Annotated in this window: 10 protein-coding genes; 5 read left to right on the forward strand and 5 right to left on the reverse strand. The window is 74.2% G+C overall.

The genetic code is table 11. The features are described from left to right. The gene (cobM, locus tag V1634_RS17680) at nucleotides 1-747 is read right to left on the reverse strand and encodes a precorrin-4 C(11)-methyltransferase (protein ID WP_456238618.1); all 747 of its coding nucleotides are present in this window, start codon (nucleotides 745-747) and stop codon (nucleotides 1-3) included. Further along, nucleotides 744-1,976 (reverse strand): precorrin-6y C5,15-methyltransferase (decarboxylating) subunit CbiE, encoded by a 1,233-nt coding sequence (gene cbiE, locus V1634_RS17685; RefSeq protein WP_331208941.1) that lies wholly within the window; start codon nucleotides 1,974-1,976, stop codon nucleotides 744-746. The genes cobM and cbiE overlap by 4 nt, the downstream gene beginning before the upstream one ends. 370 nt (nucleotides 1,977-2,346) lie before the next feature. Here cbiE and V1634_RS17690 point away from each other — a divergent pair, with 370 nt between their 5' ends. From V1634_RS17690 to V1634_RS17700, 3 genes are read left to right on the forward strand one after another with little or no spacing between them, the layout of a single operon-like run. Beyond that, the gene (locus tag V1634_RS17690; RefSeq protein ID WP_407951806.1) at nucleotides 2,347-4,524 is read left to right on the forward strand and encodes a magnesium chelatase subunit D family protein; all 2,178 of its coding nucleotides are present in this window, start codon (nucleotides 2,347-2,349) and stop codon (nucleotides 4,522-4,524) included. Beyond that, nucleotides 4,524-5,138, forward strand: coding sequence for a cob(I)yrinic acid a,c-diamide adenosyltransferase (cobO, locus tag V1634_RS17695; RefSeq protein WP_331208942.1), 615 nt, complete (start codon nucleotides 4,524-4,526; stop codon nucleotides 5,136-5,138). Before V1634_RS17690 ends, cobO begins: the two co-directional genes overlap by 1 nt. Next, a complete protein-coding gene (locus V1634_RS17700; RefSeq protein ID WP_331208943.1) occupies nucleotides 5,135-6,550 on the forward strand; it encodes a cobyrinate a,c-diamide synthase in 1,416 nt (471 codons plus the stop codon). The genes cobO and V1634_RS17700 overlap by 4 nt, the downstream gene beginning before the upstream one ends. Before the next feature lie 110 nt (nucleotides 6,551-6,660). Here V1634_RS17700 and V1634_RS17705 read toward each other — a convergent pair whose 3' ends face one another. Both V1634_RS17705 and V1634_RS17710 read right to left on the reverse strand, forming a co-directional pair. Beyond that, complete coding sequence (locus V1634_RS17705) at nucleotides 6,661-7,296, reverse strand: response regulator transcription factor (protein ID WP_331208944.1); 636 nt, start codon at nucleotides 7,294-7,296, stop codon at nucleotides 6,661-6,663. Continuing rightward, nucleotides 7,248-8,483: a sensor histidine kinase gene (locus V1634_RS17710; protein ID WP_407951809.1), complete on the reverse strand. Its 1,236-nt coding sequence runs from the start codon at nucleotides 8,481-8,483 to the stop codon at nucleotides 7,248-7,250. Before V1634_RS17710 ends, V1634_RS17705 begins: the two co-directional genes overlap by 49 nt. 180 nt (nucleotides 8,484-8,663) lie before the next feature. Here V1634_RS17710 and V1634_RS17715 point away from each other — a divergent pair, with 180 nt between their 5' ends. Together V1634_RS17715 and V1634_RS17720 are read left to right on the forward strand one after the other, a co-directional pair. Beyond that, a complete protein-coding gene (locus V1634_RS17715; RefSeq protein WP_331208946.1) occupies nucleotides 8,664-9,695 on the forward strand; it encodes a fatty acid desaturase family protein in 1,032 nt (343 codons plus the stop codon). Nucleotides 9,696-9,989: 294 nt separating this feature from the next. Then, nucleotides 9,990-10,439 (forward strand): STAS domain-containing protein, encoded by a 450-nt coding sequence (locus V1634_RS17720; protein WP_331208947.1) that lies wholly within the window; start codon nucleotides 9,990-9,992, stop codon nucleotides 10,437-10,439. Nucleotides 10,440-10,476: 37 nt separating this feature from the next. Here the strand turns inward: V1634_RS17720 and cobN are convergent, their stop codons facing one another. Next, nucleotides 10,477-14,196, reverse strand: a complete 3,720-nt coding sequence (cobN, locus tag V1634_RS17725) for a cobaltochelatase subunit CobN (RefSeq protein ID WP_331208948.1) — start codon at nucleotides 14,194-14,196, stop codon at nucleotides 10,477-10,479. Between the last annotated feature and the right edge of the window lie 13 nt (nucleotides 14,197-14,209).

A 14,209-nucleotide genomic window follows, 5' to 3' on the forward strand; every position in this document is an offset into this window, starting at 1 on the left:
CTAGCGCTTCGCCGACCGGTCACGGCCGGCGGAGTAGAGGTGGGAGTCCGGGAAACCCTCGGCGGCCAGCACCCGGCCCACCACGATCACGGCGGTCCGGCGTACCCCGGCCTGCTCGACCTGGTCGGCGATGTCGGCGAGGGTACCGCGCAGCACCAGCTCGTCGGGGCGGCTGGCCCGGGCCACCACCGCGACCGGACAGTCCGCGCCGTAGTGCGGAACAAGCTGCTCGGCCAGCTCTCGGGTCCGGCCGACCGCCAGATGCAGCACCAGGGTCGCCCGGCTGGCGCCGAGCACGGCGAGATCCTCGGTCTCCGGCATCACCGTCGACCGGGCGCGGACCCTGGTCAGCACCACCGTCTGACCCACCGTCGGCACGGTCAGCTCCCGGCCCAGCGTCGCGGCGGCGGCGGCGAAGGCCGGCACCCCGGGCACGATCTCGTACGGTACGCCCGCCTCGTCGAGCCGGCGCAACTGCTCGGCCACCGCGCTGTAGATCGACGGGTCGCCGGAGCAGAGCCGGGCCACCTCGTGGCCGGCCCGATGGGCGTCGACCATCCGGGCCACGATCTCGTCCAATGTGAGGTCGGCGGTGTCCACCAGTTCCGCGCCCGGCGGGCACGACTCCAGCAGTTCCGCCGGGACCAGGCTGCCGGCGTAGAGGCAGACCTGGACGCGGGCCAGCACCCGCTGACCGCGTACGGTGATCAGGTCGGCGGCGCCCGGTCCGGCGCCGATGAAGGTCACCGGCACGGCTTGACCACCGCCCACTGCACCAGGGAGCGGGCCGGCTTCCACGCGGTGAAACCGCCCAGCGGTGCGGCCCGCTCCACGCCGAGCCGGGTCAGGTCGCCGCCGAGGCGATCGGCACGGATGGTCAACTCGCGTTCCCCCTCGATCGTCACCGCGTGCGCGACCAGCCGGCCACCCGGGGCCAGCGCCGCCCAGCACGCGTCCAGGACACCGTCGGCGGAGAGTCCGCCGCCGACGAAGACCGCCGTCGGGGTGGGCAGCCCGGCCAGTACCGCCGGAGCCCGGCCGACCACCACCGCCAGCTCCGGTACCCCGAGCGCCGACGCGTTGCCGACGATCCGCTCGGCCCGGTCCGCCCGCGCCTCGACCGCCACCGCCCGAGCAGTCGGCTCGGCCCGCAGCCACTCGATGCCGATGCTGCCCGAACCGGCGCCGACATCCCAGAGCAGCTCGTCCGGGGCCGGGGCGAGCCGGGCCAGCGCGAGCGCCCTCGCCTCCCGCTTGGTCAACGCCCCGTCGTGCGCGTACGCCTCGTCGGGCAGCCCCGGCACCGTCGACCGGAGTACGGCGTCCGGTCCGGCCGTGGCGTGCACCGCCACCACGTTCAACGGATCAGCCGGCGGATGCGACCACTCCTCGGCCGTCCCGTCGAGCCGGTGCTCCTGCCCGGTGCCGAGAGACGAGAACACGACCAGTGGGCTCGTTCCGTAGCCGGCGTCGGTGAGCAGGGCGGCCAGGGCCGACGGCGTGGACGCGTCCGCGCTGAGTACCAGGATCCGCCGGCCGGGGGCGAGCACCCGGCGTACCCGGGCCAGGTCACGGCCGACCGCGCTGACCACGGCGACCCGCTCGACCGGCCAGCCGAGCCGGGCACAGGCCAGGCTGATCGACGACGGGTGCGGCAGCACCCGCACCCGGTCCGGGCCGACCAGTTCGACGATCCGCGCCCCGATCCCGAACCACATCGGATCGCCGCTGGCCAGGACGGCGAGCCGGCGTCCGGCGTACCCGTCGAGCAGGCCGGGCAGCGCCGGCAGCAGCGGACTCGGCCAGCTCACCCGCTGCGCCGGCAGCTCCGCCGGAAGCAGGTCGAGCTGCCGGCGTCCGCCGAGCACGACCTCGGCGTCGTGTAACGCGCGCCGGCCGGCCTCGCCGAGCCCGACCCAACCGTCCGCGCCGATGCCGACCACGGTCAGCCCAGGTCTGGCACTCGTCGCGGTCACGAGCCGGAACGTTAGCCGACCCGCCGCCGCCGGCGCGCCACCGGGTGAGCCGGGTCATCGCCGGACGCGCCCCGGCGTTCCCCCGTCGCCGACGCGCCACCGGGTGAGCCCGGTCATCGCCGGACCTGCCGGGTCCGGCTGCCGACCGTGCCCGGGCGGCCGGGCTGTGTCATCATCGGCGGCGACGGTGCGGCGAGGAACACCGGTGGGTCGGTCCGACAGGACCGGCGACTCCGGGGCGGTCCCGCCACTGTGACCGGCCGACGGCCGGGAGCCAGACACTCCGCCCCCGTCCCGGGTCGGCCCTCCGGGCGGCCCGGTACCGGACCGGTCGCGGGCGTGGACACCCGCGAGGCAGGAGGTTGGCCCCGTGCGGTCGTACCCGTTCTCCGCCGTCGTCGGAATGGACGACATGGCCCTCGCCCTCACCCTCAGCGCCGTCTCGCCGGCCATCGGCGGGGTGCTGATCCGGGGCGAGAAGGGGACCGCGAAGTCCACCATCGTCCGGGCGCTGACCGCACTGCTGCCACCGGTGACCGTCGTCACCGGCTGCCGCTTCTCCTGCGATCCGAGTGCACCGGACCCGGACTGCCCGGACGGGCCGCACGATCCGGCGGCACCGTCGACGACCCGACCGGCCCGGCTGGTCGAGCTGCCGGTCGGCGCCACCGAGGACCGGGTACTCGGCGCCCTGCACCTGGAACGGGCGCTGCGCGACGGCGTCACCGCGTACGAGCCGGGGCTGCTCGCCTCGGCGCACCGTGGACTGCTCTACGTCGACGAGGTCAACCTGCTGCACGACCACCTGGTCGACGTACTGCTGGACGCGGCGGCGATGGGCCGGGCCACGGTGGAACGGGAAGGCGTATCGATCGCCCACGCCGCCCGGTTCGTGCTGGTCGGCACGATGAACCCGGAGGAGGGGGAACTCCGCCCGCAGCTGCTGGACCGGTTCGGCCTGACCGTCGAGGTGGCGGCCAGCCGCGCCCCGGCGGTACGCGCCGAGGTGACCCGGCGGCGACTCGGCTACGAGGCCGACCCGGACGGGTTCGCCGGCCGGTACGCGGCGGTGGACGCCGAGCGCGCCGCCCGGATCGCCCGAGCCCGCCGACTCCTCCCCGAGGTACGGCTCGACGACGACACCCTGTACCGGATCGCGATGGTCTGCGCCTCGTTCGAGGTGGACGGGATGCGCGCCGACCTGGTGACCGCGCGGACCGCGATGGCGCACGCCGCGTGGTGCGGGCGTACCACCGTCACCGGGGTGGACATCCGCGCCGCCGCCCGGCTGGCGCTGCCGCACCGGCGTCGGCGGGACCCGTTCGACCCGCCCGGCATCGAGCAGGAGCGGCTCGACCAGGCGCTCGCCGACGCCGGGCTCGACCAGCCGGCCGAGCCGCCGCCGGACGGCGGCCCGCCGCCGCGGGGCCCCGGCCCGGACGAGCCCGACCCGGGTGGGCCGGGCGGTGCGCCGCCACCCGACGACGGCCCGGCGCCGGGGAGCCCGCCGGGCACCGGTCCCGCCCCGGAGGCCGGTGCCGCGCCGGACGGCACGGCCGAGGGCACCGGATCCGAGCGACCGGGCCGGGTCCCGGTGCCGGCCGCACCGCACGGCTCGGCGGCACCGGACGGACCGGCGGGCGGGGCGCCCGGTGGCAGCCGGACCCTCGCCGCCGGGCGGCCGTACCGGGCCCGGCTGCTGGTCGTACCGGGCGTCGGGGCGGGCGTCGCCGGGCGCCGCTCACCGGCGGTCACCACCGTCGGGCAGACCATCCGGACCACGCCGGCCGGAGCGGCTGCCGGCGGCCGGCCGCACCTGGTCGCCACGCTCTGGGCGGCCGCACCGCACCAGCGGGTACGCGGGCGGCGCGGCCCGGGGCTGGAGCTGCGGCCGCAGGACCTCCGGGTGCCGGTACGGCAGGGCCGGGAGGGGAACCTGATCCTGTTCTGCGTCGACGCCTCCGGCTCGATGGCGGCGCGGCAGCGGATGCGGGAGGTGAAGACCGCCGTACTGTCACTGCTGCTCGACGCCTACCAGCGGCGGGACAAGGTGGGCCTGGTGACCTTCCGGGGCAGCGCTGCCGAACTCGCGCTGCCACCGACCTCCAGTGTGGACGTCGCCGCCACCCGGCTGGCCGGGCTGCCGACCGGTGGCCGTACCCCGCTGGCCGAGGGACTGCTCCGGGCCGGTGCGGTGCTGCGGGTGGAACGGATCCGGGACCCGCGCCGCCGCCCGCTGCTGGTGGTGCTGACCGACGGCCGGGCCACCGCCGGCCCGGACGCGGTCGCCCGCTCCCGGTACGCCGCCCGGCTGCTCGCCGCCAGCGGTGTCCGCTCGGTGGTGGTCGACTGCGAGGCGGGACGGATCCGGCTCGGCCTCGCCGTCGAACTCGCCGAGGTGCTCGGTGCCGAACACCTGCCGCTGGAGCGGGTCGCCGCCGCCACCCTGACCGGTGCGGTACGCGACCGCACCGGTACGCGTACCCGAAACGACCTCGGCCCGGACCGCTCCGGCGGCGTCGGGAGCCGGTGGGGGAGGGCCGCCTGATGCCGCAGGGACAACCGGAGACGGTACCCGCCGACGGGCTGACCACCCGGCAGCGCCGCAACCGCCCACTGCTGATGGTGCACACCGGCGCGATGAAGGGTAAGTCGACGGCCGCCTTCGGGCTGGCCATGCGGGGCTGGCACCAGGGCTGGTCGATCGCGGTCTTCCAGTTCGTCAAGTCGGCCCGCTGGCGGGTCGGCGAGGAGTCCGCGCTGCTCGCGCTCGGCCGGCTGCACGAGCAGACCGGTGAGGGCGGCCCGGTGCAGTGGCACAAGATGGGCGCCGGCTGGAGCTGGAGCCGCCGGCCGGGCAGCGAGGCCGACCACGCCGCCGACGCCCTGGAGGGCTGGCGGGAGATCCGGCGCCGGATCGCCGAGGAACGGCACCAGCTCTACGTGCTCGACGAGTTCACCTATCCGATGAAGTGGGGCTGGGTGGACGTGGCCGAGGTGGTCGACACCCTGCGGAACCGACCCGGCCACCAGCACGTGGTCGTCACCGGCCGGGACGCCGACCCCCGGCTGGTCGAGGCGGCCGACCTGGTGGTCGAGATGACCAAGGTGAAGCACCCGATGGACACCGGCCAGAAGGGACAGCGGGGGATCGAGTGGTGACCCGGCTGCCCCGGGTGGTGATCGCCGCGCCCGCCTCCGGGCAGGGCAAGACCACGGTGGCGACCGGGCTGATGGCGGCGCTGCGCGCCCGGGGCCTGGCGGTCAGCGGTCACAAGGTCGGTCCCGACTACATCGACCCCGGCTACCACGCGGTGGCGGCCGGCCGGCCGGGCCGCAACCTCGACCCGCACCTACAGGGTGAGGAGCGGATCGTCCCGCTGCTGCGGCACGGCGCGAGCGTCCCGGTGCCGGCCGAGATCGCGGTGATCGAGGGCGTGATGGGGCTGCACGACGGCGCCATCGGCCGGGAGGGCTTCGCCTCCACCGCGCACGTCGCCCGGCTGACCCGCAGCCCGGTGCTGCTGGTGGTCGACGTCTCCGGCGCCTCCCGCAGCATCGGCGCGCTGGTGCACGGCTTCGCCGGCTACGACCCGGAGCTGACCGTCGCCGGGGTCATCCTGAACAAGGTCGGTTCGGAGACGCACGAGGCGGAGGTGCGGCAGGCGGTCGCCCGGACCGGCGTACCGGTGCTCGGGGCGCTGCGCCGGGACGCCGCCCTGGACACCCCGAGCCGACACCTCGGGCTCGTACCGGCCGCCGAGCGCGGGGCGGCGGCCCGGAGTACGGTCGACGCGCTCGCCGCCCGGCTGGCCGAAGCGGTGGACCTGGACGCCGTGCTCGCCGTGGCCCGCCAGGCACCGGAGCTGCCGGCCGGACAGTGGCGACCCGTCGAGGAGGTGCCCCGGCTGCCTCCGGTGACGGTCGCGGTCGCCGGTGGTTCGGCGTTCACCTTCCGGTACGCCGAGACCGACGAACTCCTGGCGGCTGCCGGCGTCCGGGTCGTACCCGTCGATCCGCTGCGGGACGAGGAGCTGCCGCCGGACTGCGCGGGCCTCTACCTCGGCGGCGGCTTTCCCGAGGTCTACGCGGCCGAGCTCTCCGCCAACGCCCGGCTGCGCGACGCGGTCGGCCGGGCGGCCCGGGCCGGGATGCCGGTGGTCGCCGAGTGCGCCGGGCTGCTCTACCTCTGCCGGGACCTCGACGGCCATCCGATGACCGGGGTGCTGGACGCCTCGGCCCGGATGACCGGCCGGCTCACCCTCGGCTACCGCGAGGCGGTCGCGGCCGGTGCCAGCCTGCTGGCCGGGGCGGGAACCGTGGTGACCGGGCACGAGTTCCACCGCACCCGGATCGATTACGCCGCCGGGCGGGTGCCGGCGTGGCGGTTCCGGCCCCGGCCCTCTCGCCCGCACGGGCTCGACGCGGCGGTCGAGGAGGGCGCGGTCGACGGTAACGTGCACGCCTCCTACCTGCACGTGCACTGGGCCGGACATCCGGCGCTGGCCGGCCGGTTCGGCGCGGCGGCGGCCCGGTACGCCGGAGCGCCGACCGGGCGGCCCGTCACCCGGTAGGCCCAGAGCGCGGTCCGGCCCCGGCTGATGTGCCATGAGCACGACGGCCACCCGCCTGCCGGACCGGCGACGGCAGCGAGCCGGAGCCTCTGGTGCCTACTCCCGCGCGTTCACGGGTTGAGGTAGGCGAGGACGGCGAGGACCCGGCGGTTGTCGTCGTCGGAGGGCGGCATCTCGAGTTTGGTGAGGATGTTGTTGATGTGCTTGCTCACGGCTTTCTCGGTGATCCGGAGTTTGGCCGCGATGGCGGCGTTGGAGCGGCCCTCGGCCATCACGCCGAGCACCTCGCGCTCCCGGGCGGTGAGCACCGCGAGTGGCTCCTGGCGGGCGAGTAGTTGCGAGATCACCTCCGGGTCCATGGCGGTGCCGCCTCCGGCGACCCGGCGGACGGCGTCGACGAACTCGCCGACGTTCGACACGCGGTCCTTGAGGAGGTAGCCGACACCGCCGTTCGGGGTGCCGAGCAGTTCGCGGGCGTAGAGGGGCTCGACGTGCTGGGAGAGCATGAGGATCGGCAGGCCGGGGATCTGGGCCCGAGCCGCGACCGCGGCCTGCAACCCTTCGTCGGTGAACGTCGGCGGCAGACGGACGTCGATGACCGCCACCTGCGGCCGGTGCGTGATCAGGGCGGGCAGCAGCGCCGGGCCGTTGTCGACCGCCGCGACCACCTCGAAGTCGAAGGCCTGTAGGAGGCGGGTCAGTCCGTCACGGAGGAGGGCATGGTCCTCGGCGATGACAACGCGCACGGCACCTCCATGGTGACGACGGTGGGCCCTCCGGGCGGGCTCGACAGCGTGATCGTGCCATCGAACGCGGCGAGGCGGCGTTCGATGCCGCGCAGACCCGTGCCGGAGGCCGGGTCGGCACCTCCCGCGCCGTCGTCCGTGACGACCATCGCCAGGAGACCGTCGGTGTGCCGTAACGATACCGATGCGGTGTGCGCGCGGCTGTGCCGGATCATGTTGGTCAGCGTCTCGGCAACCGCGAAGTACGCCGCGGACTCCACGGGTGTGTCGGGCCGGCCGGAGAGGTCGGCATCGACCGTGATCGGTATCGGAAGGCTGAGCGCCAACGCGCGGACCGCGCCGTCGAGGCCGCGTTCGGCGAGCACCGGCGGGTGAATGCCGCGGACCAGGTGCCGCAGTTCGACGAGGGCTGTTCCGCTGGACTCACGCGCTTCGGCGAGCAGTTGGTGAGCCGCCACCGGGTTGTGGTCGATCAACTCGTCGGCCAGGCCGATCATCATGCCCAGCGAGACCAGGCGCGCCTGGACGCCGTCGTGCAGGTCGCGTTCGATGCGGCGCAGCTCCGCCGCCTGGGCACCCACGGTGTCAGCACGCGTCTCCGTCAGCTGGGTGACGCGCAGCCGGAGCTCGGCAGCCCTGGTCGGTGCGAGGAAGAGTCGGGCGAAGTACGCGTCGACGCGGCCCAACCACGGCGCGGCCCACAGGCCGCCGGCGAAGATGACGGCGCCTTGCGGCAGGCAGAGCAGCGCCGCGCTGAGCGTGTCGACGGACCAGATGACGCCGTAGCCGTACCAGCCGGTGCCGAGCCAGATCCACAACGGCGTCAGTGTCAGGCCCACGAGCCCGTACAACGGCAGGACCACCCGGATCGTCCCGAGCGCGAAGCCGACGAGCGCGCCGGGCAGGAGCCAGGCAAGATCGCGCCAGGTGGCCGGGTCCGTGACGATCCACCGGAAGCGCCGCCAGCCACCGGCCAAGGCGCCGTCCGGAGGCGGATGGTACGGCCGCGTCACCAGGACACCGGTCCGTGAGGCACGTCTGCGCTCGAGATCGGCGCGCATCCGGACCAGCGTCATCGTCCAGGGCACCAGCGCCAGACCGAGGAACGGCACCGGAGTCAGGGCCAGCACGACGACGGAGACGGCGAGCAGCGGCACGTTGGTCAAGGCCAGCCCGGCCCCGGCCATGCCCGACAGCACGGAACGCAGCCCATCTCGGACCCATCGGCCCAACCGCTCGCCAGTCCCGGCCACGTCCACGGGTCCTATTGTGCCCGCGGATTCACAGCTCAATCGTGGTGCTAGCACCTCCGTGCTGGAGGACGTAGCGCTCCTGACTATCCGGACGCCGCACGGTTTGATAGAAGCATGACGATCACCATGACGCCGTCGCGGACAACGACCGGCAGCGACTTCGCCGTCCTGTCCCGGCGGATCAGCGGCGAAGGGCTGATGCAGCGCCGGCCCGCCTACTACATCGTCCGACTGACTGTCGTCGCGCTCATGCTCGTCGGCGGTTGGACCGCCTTCTTCGTCATCGGCTCCTCCTGGTGGCAGTTGCTGACGGCCGCGTTCCTCGCCGTCACGTTCACCCAGGTGGCGCTCGTGGCGCATGATCTGGCGCACCGCCAGGTGTTCCGCACCAAACGCCCCGGCGAATTCGCCGGACGGCTGGCCGGGAACCTCGCGGTCGGGATGAGTTACGGCTGGTGGATGGATAAGCACACCCGCCACCACAACAACCCCAACCACGACGATCTCGACCCGGACGTGGCGCCCGAGGTGCTCATCTGGGCCACGGAGTCGGCCATCGGCCGGCGCGGGCTGAAGGGCTTCATCACCCGGCACCAGGCCGCGCTGTTCTTCCCGCTCCTCACGCTGCTCGCCGTCGATCTGAAGGTGTCCAGCATCAAGGCGTTGCGCAACGGCACCGTGAAGCGCCCCGCCCTGGAAACCACGCTGCTGATCCTGCACGCCGTCGGCTATCTCGCGGCACTGCTGATCGTCCTCTCGCCGCTGCAGGCCGTCGCCTTCCTGCTGGTACACCAAGCACTGTTCGGCGTCTACCTCGGCATGACATTCGCACCCAACCACAAGGGCATGCCGCACCCGACCGGTGAGGAGGACTACCTCCGCAAGCAGGTGCTCACCTCCCGCAACGTCCGCGGCGGCTGGCTGACCGACGCGGCACTCGGTGGCCTGAACTACCAGATCGAGCACCACCTCTTCCCCGGCATGCCGACCCCCAACCTGCGCAAGGCCCAGCCGATCGTGCAGGCGTACTGCGCCGAGATCGGCGTCGGCTACGAACAGACCAGCCTCGTCACCTCCTACCGCCAGGCCCTGCGACACCTGCACGAGGTGGGCGCACCGGCCCGCGCCGAACACGCGGCACGTTGAGCCAGCCTCGGCAGAGAACCGGGCGCCGCAGCCGCCTGGCGGAGGACGGGTGCCAGTTCGCGTGACGGGAGCGCACCGCGAGGACGCGGTCGCCGGTTACCCGGGCCGCTCCGGCTCCGCGCCGAAGGGGGATTTTGGGTGTAACCTCGAGGTAGCCGCGCCGCACGGACGTGCGCAGCTTGTCGAGCCTGCAACGGCCACCGATTCCGACACAGGCGTTGCTTCCCGGCCCAGGGCCCAGCCCTCGCCCGCACTTCGAGCGATTCCTGCCTGTAGTTGATCTGAAGGAGCACCATGGCTCCCAATCTTTCGCCTGTGACCGCGCTCACCCGGCTATCCGTCGACACACGTTACCCGCAGCCAGCGACGGCCCGGGTCGGCGTGGCCGGAGAGATCGACCTGGCCACCGCGCCGGTACTCCGGGACAAGCTGCTCACCCTGCTGTGGGATCAGACTCCCACGGTTCTCCTCGTGGACTTCGCCGGGGTTGCCTTCCTGGACTGCGCCGGCATCGGCGCGCTCCTCGCGGTACGCAACGCCGCCGGCGAGGCCGGGTGCGAGATGCGGATCGTTGATCCGCAGCCCTTCGTCCGTCGCGTCCTGGAGGTGACCGAGTTGCTGGGGATCTTCACCGCTCCCATCGAGCAGCCGCAGCGCCTCCGCCCGAGATCGGCGTACCTGTCCGGGACGAGGGCCGCCCCGGCGATCGCGGCGGAGCCACCCGGCGTGGTGGCTGCCGCCTGACGGGCGCCTCCGCTGTCGGTGGCAAAGGCTCAGGGAATCACCCGGATTCCTCCAGGTCACCCTCGAGCTGGAGGTACGTCTCCCGCAGCGCCGCCATCGTCGCCGGGTCGGGCTTCGCCCACAGTCCCCGGTCGGCCGCCTCGGAGAGCCGCTCGATGATGTTCCGCAGCGCCCACGGGTTGGACCGGCGCAGGAACTCCTGGTTCTCCGCGTCGAGGGCGTACGTCCGCGCCAGGTCCTCGTACATCCAGTCGGCGACGACGCCGGCCGTGGCGTCGTACCCGAAGAGGTAGTCCACGGTGGCGGCCAGCTCGAACGCGCCCTTGTAGCCGTGCCGGCGCATCGCCGCCAGCCAGCGCGGGTTCACCACCCGGGCCCGGAACACCCGGGCGGTCTCCTCGGTCAGCGAGCGGGTCCGCACCGCGTCCGGGGTCGTGCTGTCCCCGATGTACGCCCGGGGCGCCTGCCCGGTCAGCGCCCGCACCGTGGCGATCATCCCGCCGTGGTACTGGAAGTAGTCGTCGGAGTCGGCGATGTCGTGCTCCCGGGTGTCGGTGTTCTTCGCCGCCACCGCGATCCGCCGGTACGCGTCCTCCATCTCCTCCCGGGCCGGCCGGCCGTCCAGCCCGCGCCCGTAGGCGAAGCCGCCCCAGACCGTGTAGACCTCGGCCAGGTCGGCGTCGTCCCGCCAGTTGCCGCTGTCGATCAGCGGCAGCAGTCCGGCACCGTACGCGCCCGGCTTGGAGCCGAAGATCCGGCTGGTTGCCCTGCGCTCGTCGCCGTGCCGGGCGGCGTCGGCCCGGACGTGTGCGCGGAGGAAGTTCTGCTCCTCCGGCTCGTCGAGCGCGGCCACCGCCCGGATCGCGTCGTCGAGCAGCAGCACCACGTGCGGGAAGGCGTCCCGGAAGAAGCCACTGATCCGTACCGTCACGTCGATGCGCGGCCGGCCCAGCTCGGCCAGCGGCACCACCTCGAAGCCGTTGACCCGGCGGGACGCCTCGTCCCAGGTCGGTGTCACGCCGATCAGCGCCAGCACCTCGGCCACGTCGTCCCCGGCGGTCCGCATCGCCGAGGTGCCCCAGGCGGAGAGCCCGACCGAACGCGGCCACTCCCCGGTGTCCCGCCGGTAGCGCTCGACCAGCGAGGTCGCCATCGCCTGCCCGGTGGCGTACGCCAGCCGGCTCGGGATCGCCTTCGGGTCCACGGTGTAGAAGTTCCGGCCGGTCGGCAGCACGTTGACCAGTCCGCGCAGCGGCGACCCGCTCGGCCCGGCCGGAACGTAGCCGCCGTCGAGGGCGTGCAGCAGGTGGGACAGTTCGTCGGTGGTCCGGGCCAGCCGGGGCACCACCTCGGTGGCGGCGAACTCCAGCACCGGGCGTACCGCCGAGGCGCGCGGGTCGTCGTCGCCGAGCACGTCGCGCAGCACCGCCGGTACCGCCCCGACCGCCCAGTCCCGGGCCTGGAGCGCCTCGACCAGCGCTCGGGCCACCGCCTCGACCCGGTCCACCTCGGCGGTGCCCTGCTCCTCGCCGCCCTCGGTCAGGCCGAGCGCGGCCCGCAGCCCGTCGACGGCACCGGCCCGCCCGCCCCAGACCTGCCGGGCGCGCAGGATCGACAGCACCAGGTTCAGTTGCGCCTCGCCGCTCGGCGGTTCGCCGAGCACGTGCAGGCCGTCGCGGATCTGCGCGTCCTTGACCTCGCAGAGCCAGCCGTCCACGTGCAGCAGGAACTCGTCGAACTCGGCGTCGTGCGGGCGCTGCTCCAGACCGAGGTCGTGGTCGAGCCGGGCGGCCTGGATCAGCGTCCAGATCTGTCCCCGGATCGCCGGCAGCTTGGCCGGGTCCATCGCGGCGATGTTGGCGTACTCGTCGAGGAGCTGCTCCAGCCGGGCGATGTCGCCGTAGCTCTCCGCCCGGGCCATCGGCGGCACCAGGTGGTCGACGATCACCGCGTGCGCCCGCCGCTTCGCCTGCGCTCCCTCGCCCGGATCGTTGACCAGGAACGGATAGACCAGCGGCAGCGAGCCGAGCACCGCGTCCGGGCCGCAGGAGGCGGAGAGCCCGACGGTCTTGCCGGGCAGCCACTCCAGCGAGCCGTGCTTGCCCAGGTGCACCACGGCGTCCGCGCCGAACTCCTCGTCCAGCCACCGGTACGCGGCCAGGTAGTGGTGCGTCGGCGGCAGGTCGGGGTCGTGGTAGATCGCGACGGGGTTCTCACCGAAGCCGCGCGGCGGCTGGATCATCAACACCACGTTGCCGGCCCGCAGGCAGGCGAGCACGATCTCGCCGTCCGGGTCCCGGGAGGTGTCGACGTAGAGCTGCCCGGGCGGCGGCCCCCAGTGTGCGACCATCGCCTCGCGCAGCTCCGCCGGCAGCGCGTCGAACCAGCGCCGGTACCGGGCCAGTGGGATCCGCGCCGGGTTGGCGGCGAGCTGCTCCTCGGTCAGGAACTCCTGGTCCTGGCCGCCGGCCGCGATCAGTGCGTGGATCAGCCGGTCACCGTCGGGCAGCCCGGCGTCGGGTGAGCCGGCGTCGGGTGAGCCGGCGTCGGGGGAGCCGACGTCGGACCGGGATTCGCCGGGCCGGGGCGGGACGAGTCCGGGCAGCGCGTCCGGGCCGTCGACCGGGCCGACGTCGTAGCCGAGGTCGCGCATCGTCCGGAGCAGGCGTACCGCGCTGGCCGGGGTGTCCAGCCCGACCGCGTTGCCGACCCGGGCGTGCTTGGTCGGATAGGCCGACAGCACCAGGGCGATCCGGCGCCGCTCGGCCGGGGTGTGCCGGAGTCGGGCCAACCGGACGGCGGTGCCGGCGACCCGGGCGGCCCGCTCCGGGTCGGCGACGTAGCGCGGCAGCCCGTCGGTGTCGGTCTCCTTGAACGAGAACGGCACCGTGATCAGCCGCCCGTCGAACTCCGGCACCGCCACCTGGGTCGCCGCGTCCAGCGGGGAGAGGCCGTCGTCACTGTCCGACCAGGCCGTCCGGGAGGAGGTGAGGCAGAGCGCCTGGAGGATCGGCACGTCCAGCGCGGCCAACGCCCCGACGTCCCAGGCCTCCTCGGTGCCGCCGGCGGCGGCGTCCGCCGGCCGGGTGCCGCCGGCAGCCAGCACCGTGACCAGCAGCGCGTCGGCCGCACCGAGCGTCGCCAGCAGCTCCGGTTCCGGGGTACGCAGGCTGGCGCAGAAGACCGGCAGCGCCCGGCCGCCCGCCTCCTCGACGGCGGCGGCGAGCGCGTCGACGAAACCGGTGTTCCCGCTGAGCTGGTGCGCCCGGTAGTAGAGGATCCCGACCACCGGCCCGGTCGCCGGGCCGGCCGGGCGGGGCCGGACGCCCCAGTTCGGCTGCGCGACCGGCGGGGCGAAGCCGTGCCCGGTCAGCAGCACCGTGTCGGAGAGGAAGGCGTGCAGTTCGCGCAGGTTCTCCGGCCCGCCCTGGGCCAGGTAGGCGTGCGCCTGCGCGGCGGTGCCGGCCGGCACCGTGGAGCGGGCCATCAGCTCCGCGTCCGGGGTCTGCTCGCCGCCGAGCGCCACCACCGGCCGGGTGCCGGCCCGCAGCGCCGCCAGCCCCTCGGCCCACATCCGGGCGCCGCCGAGGATCCGCACCACCACCAGGTCGACGCCGTCGACCAGGTCGGCCAGCTCGGCCGGGTCGATCCGGGCCGGGTTCGCCAGCCGGTACGCCGCACCGCTGGCCCGGGCGGAGAGCAGATCGGTGTCCGAAGTAGACAGGAGCAGGATGGTGGCAGCGTCCGCCGCAGGCATGGGTGGCTCCTCC

Source organism: Plantactinospora veratri (assembly GCF_036421995.1).
Classification (GTDB): Bacteria; Actinomycetota; Actinomycetes; order Mycobacteriales; family Micromonosporaceae; genus Plantactinospora; species Plantactinospora veratri.

Bases quoted from the DNA above. Each gene is read 5' to 3' on its own strand.
- cobN (WP_331208948.1), bottom strand. From the start codon at position 14,196: ATGCCTGCGGCGGACGCTGCCACCATCCTGCTCCTGTCTACTTCGGAC.
- V1634_RS17720 (WP_331208947.1), top strand. From the start codon at position 9,990: ATGGCTCCCAATCTTTCGCCTGTGACCGCGCTCACCCGGCTATCCGTC.
- V1634_RS17710 (WP_407951809.1), bottom strand. From the start codon at position 8,483: ATGGCCGGGGCCGGGCTGGCCTTGACCAACGTGCCGCTGCTCGCCGTC.
- V1634_RS17715 (WP_331208946.1), top strand. From the start codon at position 8,664: ATGACGATCACCATGACGCCGTCGCGGACAACGACCGGCAGCGACTTC.
- cobO (WP_331208942.1), top strand. From the start codon at position 4,524: ATGCCGCAGGGACAACCGGAGACGGTACCCGCCGACGGGCTGACCACC.